This is a genomic window from Dolichospermum sp. UHCC 0406 (assembly GCF_009712025.1).
Taxonomy (GTDB): Bacteria; Cyanobacteriota; Cyanobacteriia; order Cyanobacteriales; family Nostocaceae; genus Dolichospermum; species Dolichospermum lemmermannii.
On record NZ_VILA01000012.1, the window covers coordinates 43,719 to 63,262 of the forward strand.

Annotated in this window: 16 protein-coding genes and 2 pseudogenes; 16 read left to right on the forward strand and 2 right to left on the reverse strand. The window is 38.4% G+C overall.

The window, feature by feature from the left end:
• Window positions 1–47: 47 nt before the first annotated feature.
• Window positions 48–620 (reverse strand): aspartyl/asparaginyl beta-hydroxylase domain-containing protein, encoded by a 573-nt coding sequence (locus FJR09_RS10645; protein ID WP_015080895.1) that lies wholly within the window; start codon window positions 618–620, stop codon window positions 48–50.
• 244 nt (window positions 621–864) lie between these two features.
• On the opposite strand from FJR09_RS10645, the gene FJR09_RS10650 reads away from it, so the two are divergent.
• The 14 genes and pseudogenes from FJR09_RS10650 to FJR09_RS10715 form a co-directional block, all read left to right on the forward strand.
• A complete protein-coding gene (locus FJR09_RS10650) occupies window positions 865–1,629 on the forward strand; it encodes an SDR family oxidoreductase (RefSeq protein WP_168652023.1) in 765 nt (254 codons plus the stop codon).
• Window positions 1,630–1,716: 87 nt separating this feature from the next.
• Window positions 1,717–3,066 (forward strand): MFS transporter, encoded by a 1,350-nt coding sequence (locus tag FJR09_RS10655; RefSeq protein ID WP_254433083.1) that lies wholly within the window; start codon window positions 1,717–1,719, stop codon window positions 3,064–3,066.
• Window positions 3,063–4,394 (forward strand): alpha/beta hydrolase-fold protein, encoded by a 1,332-nt coding sequence (locus FJR09_RS10660; RefSeq protein WP_015080892.1) that lies wholly within the window; start codon window positions 3,063–3,065, stop codon window positions 4,392–4,394. The genes FJR09_RS10655 and FJR09_RS10660 overlap by 4 nt, the downstream gene beginning before the upstream one ends.
• Before the next feature lie 37 nt (window positions 4,395–4,431).
• Window positions 4,432–5,538 (forward strand): hypothetical protein, encoded by a 1,107-nt coding sequence (locus FJR09_RS10665; protein ID WP_015080891.1) that lies wholly within the window; start codon window positions 4,432–4,434, stop codon window positions 5,536–5,538.
• Window positions 5,539–5,545: 7 nt separating this feature from the next.
• On the forward strand, window positions 5,546–5,881 hold the full coding sequence (locus FJR09_RS10670) for a hypothetical protein (RefSeq protein WP_015080890.1): 336 nt from the start codon (window positions 5,546–5,548) through the stop codon (window positions 5,879–5,881).
• Window positions 5,881–7,263, forward strand: a complete 1,383-nt coding sequence (locus tag FJR09_RS10675) for a fatty acid--CoA ligase family protein (protein ID WP_015080889.1) — start codon at window positions 5,881–5,883, stop codon at window positions 7,261–7,263. The genes FJR09_RS10670 and FJR09_RS10675 overlap by 1 nt, the downstream gene beginning before the upstream one ends.
• 34 nt (window positions 7,264–7,297) lie before the next feature.
• Complete coding sequence (locus FJR09_RS10680) at window positions 7,298–8,938, forward strand: glycosyltransferase family 39 protein (protein ID WP_168653847.1); 1,641 nt, start codon at window positions 7,298–7,300, stop codon at window positions 8,936–8,938.
• Between the two features lie 42 nt (window positions 8,939–8,980).
• Entirely contained in the window at window positions 8,981–9,454 is a 474-nt protein-coding gene (locus FJR09_RS10685) for a GtrA family protein (protein ID WP_254433084.1), read from the forward strand.
• Window positions 9,451–10,233, forward strand: a pseudogene (locus tag FJR09_RS10690) (polyprenol monophosphomannose synthase); the annotation flags it as partial. The gene FJR09_RS10685 and the pseudogene FJR09_RS10690, both read left to right, overlap by 4 nt.
• A 61-nt stretch (window positions 10,234–10,294) precedes the next feature.
• Window positions 10,295–11,335, forward strand: coding sequence for a bifunctional 2-polyprenyl-6-hydroxyphenol methylase/3-demethylubiquinol 3-O-methyltransferase UbiG (locus FJR09_RS10695; protein WP_015080885.1), 1,041 nt, complete (start codon window positions 10,295–10,297; stop codon window positions 11,333–11,335).
• Window positions 11,336–11,542: 207 nt separating this feature from the next.
• Window positions 11,543–13,573 (forward strand): alpha-amylase family glycosyl hydrolase, encoded by a 2,031-nt coding sequence (locus FJR09_RS10700; protein WP_015080884.1) that lies wholly within the window; start codon window positions 11,543–11,545, stop codon window positions 13,571–13,573.
• A gap of 413 nt (window positions 13,574–13,986) precedes the next feature.
• A complete protein-coding gene (locus FJR09_RS10705; RefSeq protein WP_168653849.1) occupies window positions 13,987–15,666 on the forward strand; it encodes an ABC transporter ATP-binding protein/permease in 1,680 nt (559 codons plus the stop codon).
• Between the two features lie 129 nt (window positions 15,667–15,795).
• Window positions 15,796–15,996 carry a hypothetical protein gene (locus tag FJR09_RS10710; protein WP_158310539.1) on the forward strand — a complete coding sequence of 67 codons (201 nt, stop codon included), beginning with the start codon at window positions 15,796–15,798 and terminating at the stop codon, window positions 15,994–15,996.
• Window positions 15,954–16,961: pseudogene (locus tag FJR09_RS10715) on the forward strand (IS5 family transposase); the annotation flags it as partial. The gene FJR09_RS10710 and the pseudogene FJR09_RS10715, both read left to right, overlap by 43 nt.
• A gap of 196 nt (window positions 16,962–17,157) precedes the next feature.
• On the opposite strand, the gene FJR09_RS10720 reads toward FJR09_RS10715, so the two are convergent.
• Window positions 17,158–18,279, reverse strand: coding sequence for an integrase (locus tag FJR09_RS10720; RefSeq protein ID WP_254433085.1), 1,122 nt, complete (start codon window positions 18,277–18,279; stop codon window positions 17,158–17,160).
• A gap of 602 nt (window positions 18,280–18,881) precedes the next feature.
• Here FJR09_RS10720 and FJR09_RS10725 point away from each other — a divergent pair.
• Window positions 18,882–19,151, forward strand: coding sequence for a hypothetical protein (locus FJR09_RS10725; RefSeq protein WP_015080880.1), 270 nt, complete (start codon window positions 18,882–18,884; stop codon window positions 19,149–19,151).
• Window positions 19,141–19,512, forward strand: coding sequence for a type II toxin-antitoxin system VapC family toxin (locus tag FJR09_RS10730; RefSeq protein ID WP_148762202.1), 372 nt, complete (start codon window positions 19,141–19,143; stop codon window positions 19,510–19,512). The genes FJR09_RS10725 and FJR09_RS10730 overlap by 11 nt, the downstream gene beginning before the upstream one ends.
• The last annotated feature ends 32 nt before the right edge of the window (window positions 19,513–19,544 follow it).

The window sequence follows — 19,544 nt, forward strand, 5'->3', positions numbered from 1 at the left end:
TCCATAGTAGGGTAAACCCATAGAACAGAAGACAACTAAATCACTAGTTATTTTGACAATTCAGTTTGAGATAAAATATTTAACCAATACTCTTCATCAATCCCTTGACTACTGCTTATTGGCTCTGTCAAAATTGACTCCGGCCTCTTAAAGTCAATAAGTAAAACGATTCTTGTTTTGTCAGATTTATTCCAGGCCTCATGCTCATAAGTATCGTCAAAAATTAGACATTTTCCTGCCTGCCAACTTTTTGTTTCTTTATCTACCCGAATTGCACAATCATCCGGTACAACTAAACCTAAGTGACAGCGCAGAACTGCCTTAGTAGCCCCAAAATGAGGTCCAATATATGTCCCTGGTGCTAAAGAAGAAAAACCCGCTGACATCATACCGGGGATGTTTTCAACTAGTTTGGTTGTTTCGGGACATAATCTACAGTTGTCCTCTAATCTTTGTCCAAAAGCATATAATCCAAACACTTCCCAGCCTTGGTTATAAATATTTTTTTCTGGCCAATCAATAAAGTTTTTTGGTTGGAGTTGTTCTAATTCGGTGCGAACCATTAGCCAGTTATTTTCTAAAGGTGCAATAAATTCAAAGTCTCTAGATTCAAAAAACATATCCCAGTATTCTCACTTTCTTTGTATATTATATTGTCAGTAATTTACCCCAATTATTAGAATATCATAAATTTTGAAATTTTCACCAGACGTATAAAAAAATAATTTAAAAAATTTTTCAGGCTCAGAAACTCTCAGGTTGACGTAAAATACACTTGACATTGTATAATTCTAACAGAAATACGATACATTTTTATACATGGACAAGCAAATTTTGACACACGAAAATGGACTGTAAGGTTTTATGAAATTAGAAAATATTAGAGCTATAGTTACCGGTGCAGCTAGTGGCATTGGGCGTTGTATCGCGCTAGAAATGGCTCGTGCTGGGGCTAAGGTGGTTGCTGGTGATTTAGATATGGATGGGCTAAAAAATTTAGTAACAGAAGCTGTAGAATTACCGGGAGAAATCTACGGATTGCATTTAGATGTTGCCAATGAATCAAGTGTTAAAGATTTTATACCTTTAGCATCTTCAAAAATAGGATATGCTAATACCCTAGTTAATAACGCAGGTATACTTAGAGATGGATTGTTAGTTACACAAGATGAAGAGGGTTGGTTGCGTAAACTACCGACGGCTCAATGGAAGCGAGTAATTGATGTAAATTTGACCGGTGCTTTTTTTATGGCACGGGAGTTTGCAGCTTTAGCCATTGAACAAAATATTTCTCCTGCGTTGATTATCAATATTTCCTCTGTCACCAGGTCAGGCAATCCAGGTCAGTCTAATTATAGTGCCTCTAAGGCAGGACTAGATGCGGATACACGCACATGGGCTTTGGAATTAGCTGCTTTCGGTTTTCGAGTAGCAGGTATAGCACCTGGGTTAACAAATACGCCAATTCTGAGTCGGGTATCCCCAGATGCTTTAGCGGAAATGACTGCTACCATACCTCTAGGGCGTATTGCTGAACCTTATGAAATCTGGCAGGCCGCACGGTTTATTATTGAATGTGACTACTTTACTGGTAGCATTATAGACGTGGATGGCGGGGCGCGATTTTAAGCTACACATATAACAGGAAAGTAGAGAAGAGAGTTTATAGACTTTACGTAAATGGAAAAACCAATTTTTACAACTCACTAAATATAGATGCAAATGATGAAACATCTTAATCAACTCATTGAACCGATTCGTGAACTCCGTAACTTTATTATTTTCTGGTTAGGGCAGTCTGTATCTGAAATCGGTAATCGTCTCACAGGATTTGGTTTAAGTATTTGGGTTTATCAAAATACTCACGCCGTTGCCCAATTAAGCCTAGTTTTATTTTTTACTATATTGCCAGGCGTATTAATTACTCCTTTTGTTGGTGCATTGGTGGATAAATGGCATCGCAAAACAACAATTATTATCAGTGAAATAGGTGCAGCCACTGTTATACTCACACTTGCCTTACTGCTACTAACTGACAATCTACAACTCTGGCATACTTATGTCGCTGCATTTTTTACCTCAGTCTGCGGTTCTTTTCAAATGACAGCCAAGGCTGCCGCTTTACCGATGATGGTTTCTAGTAATCAGATGGGACGAGCTAATGGTTTAATACATTTTAGTTCAGCAGTAGGACAATTAGCAGCACCAGTATTAGCCGGTATCATTATCGTTAATTTCCAACTTCAAGGCTTATTAATGATAGATTTATGCAGCTATTTGATTGGGTTTTTAACGTTATTAATTATTGATATTCCTCAGCCTGAGCCTAGTATTATCCCGATAACAGGAATAACTGCTATCTTTAATAACATTTTTTACGGCTGGGAAAATATTTCTTCTCGCCTTTTTTTGATTATCATGCTGGCATTCATGACAATTAATTCTTTTGTGAATGGTATGACTACAGTTTTAATTAATCCCCTCATTTTATCCTTTTCCACAGCAACAACCTATGGCAGTATCATGTCAATCGCTGGCTGTGGAATGCTTGCTGGCAGCATTTTTATGAGTATCTGGGGAGGTGGGAAAAAATCTATCTCTCCTTTGTTTATATTTTCTAGTTTAAATGGCATAGCTTTAGTAATTGCTGGTCTCAAACCTTCTGTCCCGTTAATTACCTTGGGTATATCGCTTTCGTTTTTTACACTGCCAATTATTCTCAGCACTAATGCCACAATTTGGCAAAATAGCGTGCATCCAAATGTTCAAGGGCGTGTACTGGGACTGTTCTACACTATTACAGGCTTGGGGGCAGCGTTTGGTACTCTCAGTGCTAGTCCACTGACTGATACAATTCTAGAACCGATGCTGGATGTTGACGGCGTACTTGCTAACAGTATTGGTAGATTAATTGAAACAGGTCCAGGTCGGGGAATTGGGTTTTTGATGATTATGGAAGGGGTGCTGATGTTATTTGTGTCCATCATTTTGTTCAATTATTTTTACTTCCAACATATTGATGAGGAGTTGTTGGTTGGTGATAGAAAAACTGTAGAGAATTTATGAACGGAAAATTTCATCAAACCCAGGAAAAACCAATGCGTGGGAAGATTGAGAAAATTGATTTAGATTCAAAAATTTCAGGTTTTGTCCGCAAGTTATATATCTATTTGCCCCCCAGTTATGCAGATAATTTGACTCGGAGTTATCCGGTTCTTTATATGCACTCTGGGCAGCACCTATTTGAGCCAAAAAAAGTGGATGGTGAATCTTGGCGAATACATGAAACAATTGAGCAACTATTACATGGTGATTTAATTCATGAAATTATTGTCGTCGGTATCGCTGCTGCTGCTGCTACTGTGACATCTGATTACTGGCATTATGCGGGTTTGTATAAAGATCAAGCACTAGGAGGTCATACCTATGAGGGTTTCATTATACAAGAGGTAAAGCCTTTTATAGATAATAATTTCAGGACTTTGAGCGATCGCTCCCACACTGCCATAATCGGCTCTTGTGCTGGTGCAACTGTCAGCTATAACATTGCCGAACGCCATCCTGATGTTTTTGGCAAAGTAGGGATGCTTTCCCCGGCTGTTCGTAGTTTTGATAGTAATACTTGGCTCTACTCCTGGCCAATGCAAAAACCACAGTTCATGCTCTGGATTGATGTCGGTGATGCGGAAGGAATTTATACCCGCCCGGTAAGAGAATTGGTTGATGTGCTAGTTATTCAAGGTTGTGTGCCTAATATTGACCTTTTCTACTATTTAGAACCCGATGCTGCTCACGTAGACACTCACTGGGGTAAGCGCTTAAAACACCCACTACTGTTGTTTTTCGGTAAGGAAGGGACACCTGTTTCTGTGGAACTACAAGGTGATCAAGTCCTGGGAGTAGGTAGCGCACCATTAACAGTTAATCCGGTTGTAGAGTATGACACTGGACTACGATGTACTGATCTTACTGGTAGCTATGATGTGGAAGATCCACAGATTTTGCAGGTGCAACCAGGCAACCGATTGACTGGACTTTCCACTGGTATGACCAGAGTATCCTTTTCATCTCAAGGAGTAAAAACATCCGATAATTTCCAAGTTGTACCTAGTTTACCTGATCAAGTGCAAGTTCATCTACGCGCCCATGTTCCAGATGAAACTCCGAATGTTGAGCAGATACATTTTGGAACTATGACCTTACAGCGAACCAGCGGAAATTTCTATGAGGGAAAATATACCTTGCCACGGGGTTTTAATCTAGCAACTGTTTTTAGCTGTGAGATGTATAACTTTGAGTGTCAAAAGGACGGTTCACCAATGCCACTGCGGTTTTTACAAGTGCAAAAAGATATATCTATTGAGTATAGGATTGAAAACTGGTCTAAGCTCTAATCTACAATTTGAGGTTTCATTCAGAGTAAAAAATGATATGGATAAAATCACTCTTGCATCCCAACTTCAATTGGAATTTCCCTATTACTACGTATGTCATTATCCATTAGTAGATTTGCATTTACGCCAGAATCAGGGTCGAAGTATACTCAGTCTCCTACCTAATGCTGATTTTTGGAGTATCCCTGTGTTTAGCGTTGATACCACTGATGTAGTGCCGAACCTGGTGATGCAGCGTGGATATAAGCTTTTTCGAGAGGGGATGGATCTATTTGAATTAACTACAACCGGTGAATCTTCCTTCCAAGAGGGACTTGCTCAAATTAGTGCCTCCATAAAACGCAATCAACCAGTAATTCTTACAGGGACGACTTACGAACTACCACATAGTCCAGATTTTCATAATCCAAATTATCTCAAACCGCCGACTAACTCTACATTAGGTGGTAGTTTTATGGTCGGTGATCACTATATCACTGTGGTGGGAATAGGATCTGAAGAGGTTTTCATTTATGACCCTATACCTAACAAGTTTCTGGGAACGATTTCTCTTGAGTCCTTAGAAAAATTCTGGCGCGGGAATCTCCAGTTTCCAGAATTTACTCAAGCTAGGGGCTATTCTTTTTTAGTCACTTACGGTATTATCAATGTGACAATTGCAGAGCATTATCAAAATAAAAAGTTTGATTCGGTGGCAATCAATGTTCTAAATAAAGTCAATACTGCTTTTCTGGAGGGGCGGACAAGAAGTAGACCAGGTAGACTTTATTTATCAGGTGTTGCTCTCAACACTTATATCTATGAAGCTTTTTGTGCTTATTACTCCACATCGGGAGAAATTCCGCAATCTTTGGGAAAATGCCTCTTTGATATGCGCTGGAGTCGCTATTATTTGCGGGACTTCCTCCATGATTTGGATCAAGAACTCAATCTTCCTGTCTCAGAACTCGTGGATGAGATTCTCGTGATTATCCAATTGTGGGAAGAGGTTTACAAATCATTTCTGATTATTGTCCGTAAAAACTCCCAGGACAATCAGACTCAAGTGCAAAAATTTATCACTTTTCTGGCTGGGGTGATCAAACGTGAGAAGGAGTTCCACTGTCAGATTCAGGATTGGTTAAGCAAAACAAAAGTGGGGTAAATTTTAAATGTCAGAACAAGCCAAGATTAACGAAACTGTTCAGGATATTGTCCTGGACTGTATTCAGGAAGTAACTACACAAGGCTGGGGTCGTATCCAAATTGAACAGGGTGCGGCTGCTAATATTCTCGCGGGTGGTGGATACATAGATTCTTTGGGACTGACCTCATTGCTGATAGCGATTGAGCAGGATATTGAGGCTGAGTTGGGATTCACGATGAATCTAACTAGTACAATTACTGAAATTACTCCCAGTAGCACTAATCCATTAGCTACTGTGGGATCACTAACTGATTATATAGTTGATTGTATTCACAATGCTACTGTGTGTGGGGGTGTCTGATGGCTATTGAATTTCTATTGGAGAGGTTTGATCAGACCAAAGATGCTGAGGCGTTAATCTGGGGCGACTCCTACGGAGCGCTAGTTCCCGCCGGGACGCAATGCGTTCGCTATCGTTCGGTGCTTTATAGTGAACTTGGGCAATTAGTCAAATTTTGGCAGGAACGATTGCAAAAGGAGGTTGTTCCCAAAGGTGCAGTGATCGCTTTGGAAGCAGATTTTTCACCCAATTCTGTAGCTTTGTTATTGTCCTTACTCCAACATAATTGCATTGTGGCACTGTTAACAGCAGAGATGAAAACCAGTCGGGACGAGTTGCGTCAGATAGCAGAGGTAGAATGGATCATCAAGGTTGGCTTAGATGATAATGTGAGTATTGAGCAGACTGGAACTCAAGCTAGACATGAGCTTCTGCATCAACTGCGCGATCGCCAACATCCCGGATTAATCATTTTTACATCCGGCTCCACAGGCAAAAGCAAAGCTGCTGTCCATGATTTCATTTTAATGCAAGAGAAGTTCCAAACGGTAAGACCTGCCCAAAGAACACTACTATTTTTATTATTTGACCATATTGGTGGTATTAACACCCTCCTGCACGTTCTCGCCAATGGGGGATGTGCAGTTATACCTTTAGATCACTCTCCAGAAACAGTAGCAGCAGCGATCGCCAAGCATCGGATACAAGTATTACCCACCTCACCCACCTTTCTCAATCTTCTACTTCTGGGTGGTGTTCACCAGAGATACGACCTTAGTTCCTTAGAAATTGTTACCTATGGGACAGAAGTGATGCCAGAAAGCGTTTTGAGCAATTTAAATCAGCTTTTTCCCAATATCCGTTTCCATCAAACCTACGGACTCACCGAACTGGGTATCATGCGTTCAAAATCCCGTTCCTCTGATTCTCTCTGGTTTAAGGTGGGTGGGGAAGGATATGAAACCCGCATCGTCAATGGAATGCTGGAAATTCAAGCCAAAAGTGCCATGCTAGGCTACTTAAATGCTCCAGCACCTTTTACACCAGATGGTTGGTACATGACGGGAGACTTGGTGGAAATTGACGGTGATTGGCTAAAAATTCTCGGACGCAAATCCGAATTGATTAATGTTGGTGGACAAAAGGTTTATCCTGCTGAAGTAGAGAATGTTTTACAGACTATGGAAGGTGTGCTAGAAGTGTCCGTTAAGGGTGAAGCAAATCCCATTACTGGAAATATAGTTACCGCTAAGGTTCGTCTGACAACGGATGAATCTCTGCGGGAATTTCGGATCAGATTACGAGCCTTTTGCCAAGATAAGTTAGAGTCTTACAAAATTCCTATGCGAGTTATGTTGGTGAAAGAAAAACTGCATAGCGATCGCTTTAAGAAAACCCATTAGCTTCTAATCAGAAAAAAAATTCTCACATCATCAAATGAACCAATCACAACTACTAACAAAAACAAATCCCCCAAGTTGGTTAAAAATTTTAGTAATAATCTTCATGGGATTAAGTATTTTCTGTCGGTTTACCAATTTAGGGCAAAAAATTTATTCCAGTGATGAAAATTGGACATCTGTAGCAATTTCTGGACACACATTAAACGAGTTGAAACAGGAAGTTTCTCAAAATCAAGGCATAATTCCCATTAGTAATTTTGACAAATATCAACATATTAATCTAGATCGCGGTGTGGCTGATACAGTAAATTATTTAATCACCTCAGACCCACAGCATCCCCCTTTGTATTACGTTATGGTCAGATTGTGGGCGCAAGTATTTGGAGATTCGCCGGCAGGAGTGAGGAGTTTATCAGCAATCATCAGTTTATTGATTTTTCCTACTGTATATTGGCTCTGTTTAGAGTTATTTGATTCAGCCGTTGTGGGATGGATAGCAATGGCATTAATTGCTGTGTCTCCCCTACAATTATATTTTGCTCAAGAGGCACGTCAATATACTTTATGGATGGTGGAAATCCTTGGATCAAGTGCTGCTTTATTGCGAGCTATGAAACAAGAAAATAAAATTAATTGGGCTTTGTATAGCCTATCTTTAGTCTTGGGTTTATACACCCATTTATTCACGTTTTTGATCATGATATCTCATGGTATTTATGTAATTATTCAACAACAGTTTCATTTTACAAAAACTTTCATTAATTATCTAATTAGTACAATCGCTGCCTTTTTAATATTTTTACCTTGGTTGCTTGTATTTATCACCCATCTTCAAACAGCATTAGCGTTAACTTCAGGGTTTGGCATAAAATATATCAATAATCCTTTCGAGCTAATTGCTATTTTTCTAGATCGAGTTACTCGCATATTTTTTGATCTAAATTTTACTACAAGTATAATACTTGCCCGCTTCACTGATGAAGGTTCTTTATACTATAGTATTACTTCGTTAATACTTAGCTTAATTCTAATTATTTATTCCCTATTTCTTCTAGTAAGAAATTATCAAAATAAAGCTTATTTATTTATTTTTCTATTGGGAGGATTTCCTAGTTTATTGTTGATGGTATATGACATAACCTCTGGAGGAAGTCGGTCTCTTCAAGTCCGCTACCAATTGCCTTTATATCTTTGCTTAGAAATTACGGTAGCTTATCTTTTAAGTTTTGCTTTTCAAATTCTGCAAGAGCAACTTTGGCGGAGAAAAATAGCTCAATTACTGATGGTTTTATTTCTTTTAGCTGGATTAGTTTCTGATGTTACATTTTTTCAAGCTCGGAGTTGGTGGACGCAATCAAGTAGTAGATTGATTATCCAAACTATTCAAACTATGAATAAATCAGAAAGTCCATTATTGGTAATTAATAACGCTCCTATAAATTTAGGAGGAATTTTAGCTTTAAGTCATTATTCTCCAAAAGTTCCTTTATTGCCAGTAGCAGACAATGAAATTATGCAAATTCCTGAAAATTATCATCAGATTTTCTTCATACAAAATAATAGTCGGTCATTCCATCAAATGGAACAGGATGAAAAGTATGCTGAAAAAGCAATAATAGTATTGGATATACCACCGGGAGGTTTATGGGAATTTGAGAAAGGTCAGCAATCATAAACATTGATTTTGAAAGTAAAATTATCAATAGAGAAAAAGGCAATGAATCATTTTCTGGAGATTACCAATCTCATCAACAGACTGCAATTAAGTTCTTCTTGGGTTTTTCTCAGTCGTCTGGTTCGTTTCGCTATTGTAGGTTTAAGTGGTGTATTTGTAGATTTGGGAGTATTTTACTTTCTACATACATTCTTAGGTTGGTTATTAACTCCCAGTGGAATGCTTTCTACCGAAGTGGCAATTATTAATAATTTTCTCTGGAATGATGTATGGACATTTGGTGATATATCTGATTCACAACAGTTAGATAATAAGCAACTACAAAGGTTTTTCAAGTTTAATCTAATTTGTTTTTTCGGACTGATTTTAAATAGTTTAATTGTGAATTTTTTAGTTTATAAATTTGAAATCAATGAATATATGGCAAAATTGATAGCAATTATTTGTGTGACATTCTGGAATTTTGGTATTAATTTAAGGTTGAACTGGCAAATTAAGGAAACAACAGAATCATGATCACTAATAGCTTAAACGACTTGATATCAGTCCCGGTGGGAACGTTAAAAATTCCGGCATTGTCAGAACTTTCGCAGTCTAACGAGCCTGTTTATTGCTCTTTGATTATTCCTACATACAATGAAAGCAAGAACATTTTAGCAGTGGTGCATTTGTTAAGCCATTTGCTTGATGAAGCGTTACCAAATAATTATGAATTGGTTGTAATTGATGATGATAGTCCCGATCGCACATGGGAAATTGCCCAGGGACTAACAAAAGATTATCCTCACCTGCGGGTGATGCGTCGTCAGGGAGAACGAGGCCTATCTACTGCGGTGATTAGGGGTTGGCAGGTAGCTCAAGGGCAAATACTAGCAGTAATTGATGGGGATTTACAACATCCGCCAGAGGTATTAATAAAGTTATTAGAGGCGATCGCCCAGGGAGCGGATCTTGCTGTTGCTAGTCGTCATGTAGAAGGTGGTGGAACTAGTGATTGGCAATGGCATCGGCGATTTTTATCACGGGGGGCGCAATTCTTGGGATTGATGATTTTACCCAGTGTCGTTAGTCGTGTTTCTGATCCCATGAGTGGTTATTTTTTAGTCCGTCGAGAAGCGATCGCCCAGCAATCAATGAATCCCCTGGGTTACAAGATTTTAATTGAAGTATTAGGGCGATGTCAGATTAATCGTATTACAGAAGTCGGCTATGTGTTTCAAGAGCGTCAAGAAGGAGCGAGCAAAGTCACTTGGCGACAATATTTAGAGTATTTAATGCACTTAATCCGGCTGCGTTTTTAATAGTATAATCACTGTCAATAAATTTTGTTTGTTTTACGTTCACTCAGGTATAATCATGGAAAAAATTACTGCTACAGTCTACGACACAATTGACCCCTACCAATGGGTAACAGATATAGCTCATCAAGCCTGGAAAACTAGAGATCAGGAAGTTTGGGCTAACAACATTCAAGACTTGATTACACCTGACGCAGTTGTTCTTGATGCTGGATGTGGATTAGGAAGATTACTGCCTCGGTTTTGGTCAGCTAAAAAGATTGTTTTGGTCGAACCAGATCAAAAGAGATTTTTACACGCTTCCATAGTAGCCAAATGCTTACTTAATGAAGACCAAAAACTATTAGAAAAATTAAAGGATGACGCTTTTTGGCAAACTGATGAATATGATGGTTTACTTAAAGAAGCACATACATCACCAGTCAAAAGTGATAAAGTTCATCTTCTGAATGATGTCATGCAAAGTCCAGCGATCGCGCAATATGGAACTTTTGACCTCATCGTTTGTTCCCACATTTTTGAACATATTTCTTTAGATATTATCCAAGAAAGTATTGCCACTTTTTATAACCTCTTGAAGCCAAATGGTTCTTTAGTAATATTTGCTTGTAAGTCTCCCATCCTCCATCACAAGGGAGCTACTAAGGAGTTTGATCATCAAGATATTTTGATTAGCCGAGAAGAATTTGCCGAAATTTGTAAAAATGGACATTCCGCAGGTTTAGGAATTAGATATATGCCCTTCGATCTGTTTCAAACTATCCTGAATAATCCGTTTAATCCCACATTACAAGAGACATTTGGAGATGAGTTTAAATTCAAATCAGAACATTATCAACTTCCCACAACACCCCTATTTACCATCAAGCAATGGGAAGCTTACCATTCTGAGTTTTATACTCACAAAACTATGGAAGTTGGCACATATATTGAATATCCACAAATTCAGGCTCTTCTCTATCATCCAGTTAAACCAATAGAGAGTGTGGCAGAAGTATTAGAACTTGAACATCAAGTTAATCAAAATGAAACGTTGAAAAAAATGCATTTGATTGATATGGTTGTAGTCGCAAAAAAAATGAACCCTGATATTTTTTAGACTTCAACAATAAATCCAGGACTTACGCAACTGGCACATTGGCAAGGTGCATCAGACAGCAAAAATTTAGCAAATAAACAGATTGTTGATATCTGATGCACCCTACAATAGATTTTTGGTGTGACACTTGCGTAAGTCCTAAAATCCTTAAAATGCTGATGATCATTAGTTTTCCAACACACCATTTTTAATTCGGAGGAATGCTATATGCGCTATTTTGATGAATACTGTGAAATACATTTAGACCCTAACATTGCACCATATACATGGGTGTTTAGAACTAACGAGAAAATCTGTATCAGATTTGGTGTTCACTTATCCAAACATCCAGATTTGGGGCAGATAGCTTATGAGTTAAATGATGGACAAGGATATTGCGATATAGATCGCATTGTAGCACAGCCGGAAAGCGTCATCGAAAATGGCTTTAAAATGTTTTCAGTCGTCTTACCTCCTATTGGAAATGGCGGAGGATATGAATATAGGTTAGGATACGTGGATACTGATGGGAATGAACATACAAGTGAGCGATCGCAGTTCCTCTTTATCTGCGATGAAGCACCACGTTCAATGGCAGAAATTCCCTCCCTATTTCTCGGATTTGTCAATAATCAGCCCCTGTATGGACCTAAACCATCAGTGTCCATCACACCTGGTCCTGATGATTGGAATTCTCGTTTATTTTACTCAATCATTATTGATAGATTTGCTCGCAGTACGGACAACGATAACACTGGTCTAAGTGCAGTTAAATATGATCCATCTTCTCCCCATGCCAGTCATGGCGGCACAATTCGCGGTGTAACTGACCAGATAGCATACTTGAAAGCACTAGGAATCAGAGTCATTATTCTGAGTCCTGTCTATGTCAACGAGGCTGATGGTTATCATGGCTATCATCCTATTCATTTATTAATGGTTGATCCCCGTCTGGGTACACTTGAATGTCTGCGTGAATTGGTGAAAAAAGCGCATGAAGCTGATATTGCCGTCATTTTAGATGTAGTTGTCAATCACATCGCAGATAGCATTAACTGGGAAGAATATGGCGGTCCACCAGGGGGAGAATTCAAGTATGTGCAAGGTGAACAAGCTGCGGTTATGCCTTTTCCCATCGAGGCACGTAATACGGCGCTTTTTCACGGACCAGAATACACCGACATGGTGAATCAAAGACTCTTTGGGTTTCTCGAAGACTGGCGCACGGAGACGAAATATGTCCGCGAGTTACTGATTCAACACCTTAAATACTGGATTGCCGAAACAGATATTGATGGTTTTCGCTACGATTCAGCCCGTCATGTTGGGGTTGATTTTTGGGAACCTTGTGTAGAAGAAATATTAAGATATGCAACACATCTAGGGAAAAAAGAATTTATACAAATAGCAGAACACGCAGGAAGCACCCACGCAGAAGTAATTGAATATAATAGTGCCAAATTTTCCGGTTTGATTGACTATCCAACCTACTATTCTATTAAAAATAGTCTGGCTGATGGTCATTGGCTAGGAGGTTTTGCAGATTATTGTTGTGGTTTTCTAAAACCATCGCAGCAATATCATCATGGTTGGCAGAATAATCTGATGTTCCTGGATAACCAAGACACAACCAGAATTTTTCATCAATTCTTGTGTCGGATGGAAAATCGAGATGAAGCGCGAGTCCGGTTACATTTTGCCCTTGCTTGTTTAATTTTAGGTCCACAAACACCTTTTATCTATCAAGGAACAGAACAAGAGTTTTGTGGTGCTTTAGGAGTATATCAATGTGAGGATACAGGGAATTGGCTGGGTCATGATTGTTATGTACGGGAGGATATGTTTGAAAATCCTGCTTGTGCTTGGCAGTTTGGGTCAATTAATCGGAAAACCTTTCAGCCATATAGTCAACACCATCCCACTTTTTTACTAATTCACAAACTTGCTGAAATTCGTGGGCAAAACAAACTGATTCAAAATGGCACAAGAACCTTATTGTGTTCTCATGAAAATGGTATGTGGTGTGTGCTTATTCATGGTACTGGTGATCAACAACCGCTGTTAATAGCCATGAATTTGGGAATTACTCCCGTATCTGAGCAGAGTTTAAAGATTCCTAGCTGCTATGGAGATTTTTGTACAATTGATATCCTAATTACTACGTCAGGTGGATTACTTAAACTGGTGGCAGACGAAATACAAATTCAGCTTTCAGCTTTTACATTTATGCTGGGGAAACTATCCAAAAGTCTTTCTTGAATATTAATATTTTGAGTATTTTAGCCAAGTTATACATCTAAATTTGTGATACAAAATTCAATCGGCTACTGAGAGGATGTTTGAAAAGTATCAGAATTAATCGAGATCCCCCCAACCCCCCTTACAAAAGGGGGCTAAATTCCTCAAAGTCCCCCTTTTCAAGGGGGATTTAGGGGGATCTGCGGGTGTCAGATACCACACGAAAAAGTTTTCAAACAACCTCTGACTCTATTATCAATACATATAATCCACACAGCTTAATCGTTTGATTCTATTGTTTGAATTAAGATTTTACTCTTTTCTCTTTTGCTTATGATATAAGGGATATAGTAATGCTAAACTCCTACACATCTAGGTTTAGCAAAAAAATCTGGAGTCAACTAAAATCATTAACACTGATTAACCATATAAAGATGAATGGATTTAAACTCAGAGCAGTATCGCAATTTTGGGCGATCGCCAAACTCTATTGGTTAGGTAATGAAAAACGAGGTGCGATCAGTTTACTTGGACTTCTAGCGATTTTACTATTCGCTAATACTCAAGTTAAGGTTTTTCTAAATACCGTACAGGGAAACCTGATTTCTGCCCTTTCGGTTCGTAATAGTACAGGATTTTGGCAAGGTATAACAGTTGCTTTTGCTGGAATTGTTATCTTTGGTTTTTTAAACTCTGGCTATGGCTATTTACGAGAAATAATCGGTTTATATTGGCGCAAATGGTTAACCCATGATTTACTCAATCAATATTTTCAAAATCGTGCTTTTTATGAATTGAGTAATTTTGATAAAGAAATTGATAACCCAGACCAACGTATTTCTGAAGACGTTGCTAATTTTTGTCAGCAATCTATTGGTTTCTTGGTCAATTGTCTGGAGTCAATTTTGGTAGTGATTGCATTTAGTGTCATTCTCTGGTCTATTTCTCCTAATTTAGTTATTGCTTTAATACTCTATTCTATATTAGCTTATACAATTACTATTGTTTTTTATGGTAAAAAATTAACTCAACTCAATATTGAACAACTCAGAAAAGAGGCTAATTTTCGCTTCAGCTTAGTTCGCATTCGAGAAAATTCTGAGTCTATCGCCTTCTATAATGGCATATCTCAAGAAGAAAACAAAGTTAAATTTATATTTAATCAAGTATTTAATAATTTTAAAAAATTAATCCTCTGGTCAGAAGTATATTTAAATGTATTTAAATATCAGTTTGGTTATCTGCCTTGGATTATCCCAGCGTTAATTTTAGGAAACCAAATTCTCTCAGGGGAAACTGAAGTAGGCAAAATCACCGAAGCTGGAGGAGCTTTTGGACAAGTTGCTTTTTCAGTGAATTTGATTATGTATCAATTTGAAAAATTTACAAAATTTGCTGCGGCCATTAATCGGTTATATGTTTTTCATGAATATCTCCAAAAATCCAGAAAATCAACTGCTGATAACAGCAATATTCAGATACTAAAAGAAAACAGATTAGCATTTGAAAATCTGACTGTTCAGACTCCTAACTATGAAAAAACCCTATTTCAAAACCTTTCTCTAGAACTACAAGCGGGTCAAAGCTTACTTGTCATGGGAGATAGTGGTTGTGGGAAAAGTTCTTTATTGCGCGTCTTAGCTGGCTTATGGAATTCAGGAACTGGTGTAATTGTCCGTCCAGAATTAGAAGAAATACTATTTTTACCTCAGCGTCCTTACATGATTTTAGGTACTCTGCGAGAGCAGTTAATCTATCCCCATAGCAATGCTAATATTAGTGATGAAGAACTTGATCGAATTATCAAGTTAGTGAATTTATCAGACTTAGCTGCAAGATTTGAGGGTTTAGATATAGAGAAAGATTGGAGTGAAATTCTTTCTTTAGGAGAACAACAAAGATTAGCTTTTGCTCGGCTTTTAATCACTAAACCCAAATATGCTATCTTAGATGAGGCTACTAGTGCGTTAGATGTTAAAAATGAAGAAAAACTTTATAATTTGCTGATAGATATAGAGACAACCTTTATTAGTGTTGGACATCGCCCGACTCTCAAAAAATATCATCAAATTGTTGTTAATCTTTCAGCTTCAGGTCATTCCACTGGAGTTTAGACTAAGAGAACTCCACAAAAAAGAGGGCGCAGATAGCGGCTGGGGGATACTGAAAAATAGAGTAGATAAGTAGGGCTTGCTGAATAAACATAAAACCGGGACAAATAAATGACTTGATGGGGATAGAAAGTGAAAAAGGTGCAAGAAAAAGAGTTAAAATGGGTAAAATCCCTTGCATCAAGGCGCATTAAGATGTATATAAAATCGCAAGAACAGGAAACAGCACCGGAAAAGTTTCAACAACCCTTCGAGGAGAAATTGGCATTAGATAACCGATGGGTAATCATGCCACCTGTAGACCAGCAGATGTCAGTTATCCCACAGACTTAGGATTATTAAATCAAGCCAGAAAGCGCACAGAAACAATTATAGATATTCTATATAAATCTCTAGAAGGAAAAACTATAAACAAACCAAGAACTTACAGAAATATAGCTAGAAAAGATTACTTATTAGTAGCCAAAAAAAGGAGACCAACTGTTCAAGAAAGAACAAAAGCTATTAAACAACAACTGCAATATATCAAAAGAAATTTATCTCATATCCAGCAATTAATTGAGCTAAGTACCTCACTCTCAGAACTGAGTAACAGACAATATAAAATGTTGTTAGTAGTAGCAGAAATTCATCGTCAACAACTGTGGTTATATGAAAATAAAAAACAGAAAATAGAAGACCGTATAGTCAGTTTAACTCAACCACATATCCGTCCAATTATCAGAGGCAAAGCGGGTAAAAGGACAGAATTTGGGGCAAAGTTATCAGCTAGTTGTTATGATGGATATGTGTTTTTAGACCACATCAGTTGGGATAATTTTAACGAATCAGGAGACTTAAAATCGCAGGTAGAAGCATACAAAACTGACACTGGATATTATCCTGAATCCGTTCATGTGGATAAAATTTATCGGGCAAGAGAGAATCGAGCTTGGTGTCAAGAAAGAGGAATTAGAATCAGTGGTCCGCCGTTGGGAAGACCACCTAAAAATGTCAGTAAAGAAAATAAGAAACAGGCTGCTTATGACGAAGGTATTCGTAACTATATTGAAGGTAAATTTGGGCAGGGTAAACGAAGATTTAGTTTGGGTAGAGTCATGGCTAAACTTCCTCATACCTCTCTAACTGCTATTGCTATTACTTTTTTAGTTATGAATCTTTCTACCTTACTATCAAGGGGTTTTTGGGGATTTTTATGGCAATTTTTCCAAATAATCTCTTTTTTCTTTAATTCGATTAGAAAAAGTGATGTTTTGCCTAATTTTAAACAACAAAAACTTATCTTTGCTTTTGCCTAACTACCTAGTTAATTTTTTTTGCCTTTTTCCACTTTTTCAGCAAACCCTAAGTAGGGGGTAACTGTTCACAGGATTAATTCGGCTACCAGAAAAAATAAGTAGAAAGACATGGTAGAGTAGAAGGCATGGAAAAAATCTGCCACATCTGCCACACCTATAAAATGGAAATACTGGTGGGAGTCAACCTTCTCCTTCTCTACTCCCACAAGTTCCTGCCCCTAAATAAGTTTAAGTTATAAATACTGCTGTGTTTTGCGTAGTTATTCATTTGTACTCCAGATGGATTAGCAAGTGATTGTTCGTGACCCGCCCAACTAGCAGCGAACTGCTTGCAGCAGCGCTTCGCTATCGCCACCGGGATTTTGTATTCTGTGGATAACCTTATGCAGTAGGCGTGGCGCAAACAGTAAGCAGTGAAAGGGATGTTTGCGCGAGAAAATGCTTTAGTTACTCGCTGTCCATATTCCTTGAAAGTTTTAGCAGTGCATGGTGATGGGTGCTGATTCCATAATTCCCAATCTTTGACCCACTCCAAATAGTACGGATAAACTTCTCTGTAACCTGTTTTACCTTGATTAACTTTTAACAGATATGGGTGTTCTGAGGAAATTTCACAGAAAAATATTTCATGTGGTCTGAGTCCATAAGTCGCTAAAACTCCATAAGCCCATTGCCAGTAATTTTTAAATAATTTTCTGTTGGATTCTATTTCTGCCTTGCTGGGAATATAGCGGGGTGTAGTTTCGCTGATACCATAGTTTCCCGTATAAGGTTTAAGGTCAATGTTTATATTTGCAAATTTAGCTAATGCCGTTAATTTCTCGCATACCAATTGCCTCTTTCTGGTGTTAGCTGGTACTTGAGATGCAGCCGCTAATATCGTTTCTGGGGTAAGTTCATCTTCCAAAAGTCGCCATGCTGGCAAGTAATCTGATTTCCAGGTGGTTTCGGTTATAGGAGTTTTCCCCTTGCGGTTGTAGTAATCAGCCTCAAATTTCTCAATCCATAATTTAGCGTTGTCAGTGGTATTTTCAGTAATTGCTAATTCCTTGACAAGATATTCAGACCACTCAAATTTCCCCTGGGCCAATAAACCTCCAACTTTCTTGGCTTCTGATTCAGCAAATTGTAACCCAGCAGGATTGGCGTAAATCCCCAAAGATAAAAGCTGTTGGTAAGGTGGCTTGTCTATTCCTGGTTTTGGCGGAAATGTGGCACGAAGTGAGAGACGATCTCCCCGCTGATAAACCACTACACCGATATTGCCGGCTTTTAATCTTGCGTTAACCTCGTCTAATGTCCACTTCTTGCTGTTCATTGATCTAAAGTTGATCTATTATTCTGTTATTTTCCACTAAATTCTAAAGTGTTGCGGCACGATGGAGAAATATCAAAAGGTTAATATAACAGGGCATTGAAACGACAAAACCCCTGATTTCTCAAGGGTTTCACTAGGGCCAGCAGTTGGATTTGAACCTACGACCTTCCGATTACAAGGCAGAATTTATTTATCTAAAACCCAGTGTTAGCAATGGTTTTGGCTACATCTAAAATAATTGATCTAATTTTGAGCTACCCTATTAATGCTGTAATAATTTTTAACAAAGTGTTCCCATTTGTAATGCCCACTAATCCTACACTACCCGTTTTAACAACATGGACACTATTTACACCCAATTTCTCGGATAATAATTATCCATCAAAAAATGATAATTTGACACAGGTTCTCCACTTAAATTAAGAGAGTTTGATCTTATTTTTTTCAAAATGAGAATTGCTGCTCGGAAGGAGTTAGCATTGATGGAGGATTTGATTCCGTTGTTGCACAAGCTGGCGCAGGGGCGAGAAATTTCGGGGTTGGGGGCGTATGAGCAGTAATATAGATATCGTCGGTACTAGACAAACGACATAAAAACAGCTATGAACCCTATTTTGCAACAAATTCAACACCATGCTGCCGCTCTACCGATATCATCGCAAGCGGAGTTACTGAATTATGCTGTTTATTTAGAACAAAAAGCACGAGAAAAAACGCCTATCACTTTAAACCAAGTAAGGCGCGAAGGTTTGGCGCAAGCATTGGCGCAGGCGGTGGCGTTAAATCCTTTTGCAGAAATTACTGATCCAGTTGTTTGGCAGCGTGAACAACGCCAAGATCGCAATTTGTTCGGGAGAGACGATGCTGATTGATAGTAATTTGATTATTTATGCCACTCAGCCGCCATATACGCAGTTGCGTAGCTGGTTGGTGAATTATGCCACGCATTATTCTGCGATTAGTCGTTTGGAAACATTGGGCTACCATCGTTTAAGTGAGGCTGAAAAACAGGCCATCATGGCGATTTTAGATAACTTGGATGTTTTGATGATCAATAAAGTTACGCTGGAAATTGCGGTGGCTTTGCGCCAACAGCGAAAAATGTCCGTAGGTGATGCCCTAATTGCTGCAACCTGTTTAGATTCTGATCTACCGTTAGCAACGGCAAATATAAAAGATTTTGAGTGGATAGAGGGTTTGGTGATCCACAATCCATTGGAGCTAGGGAGTTAGCATTTTATGGATGATTTGATGGCGCAGGGGCG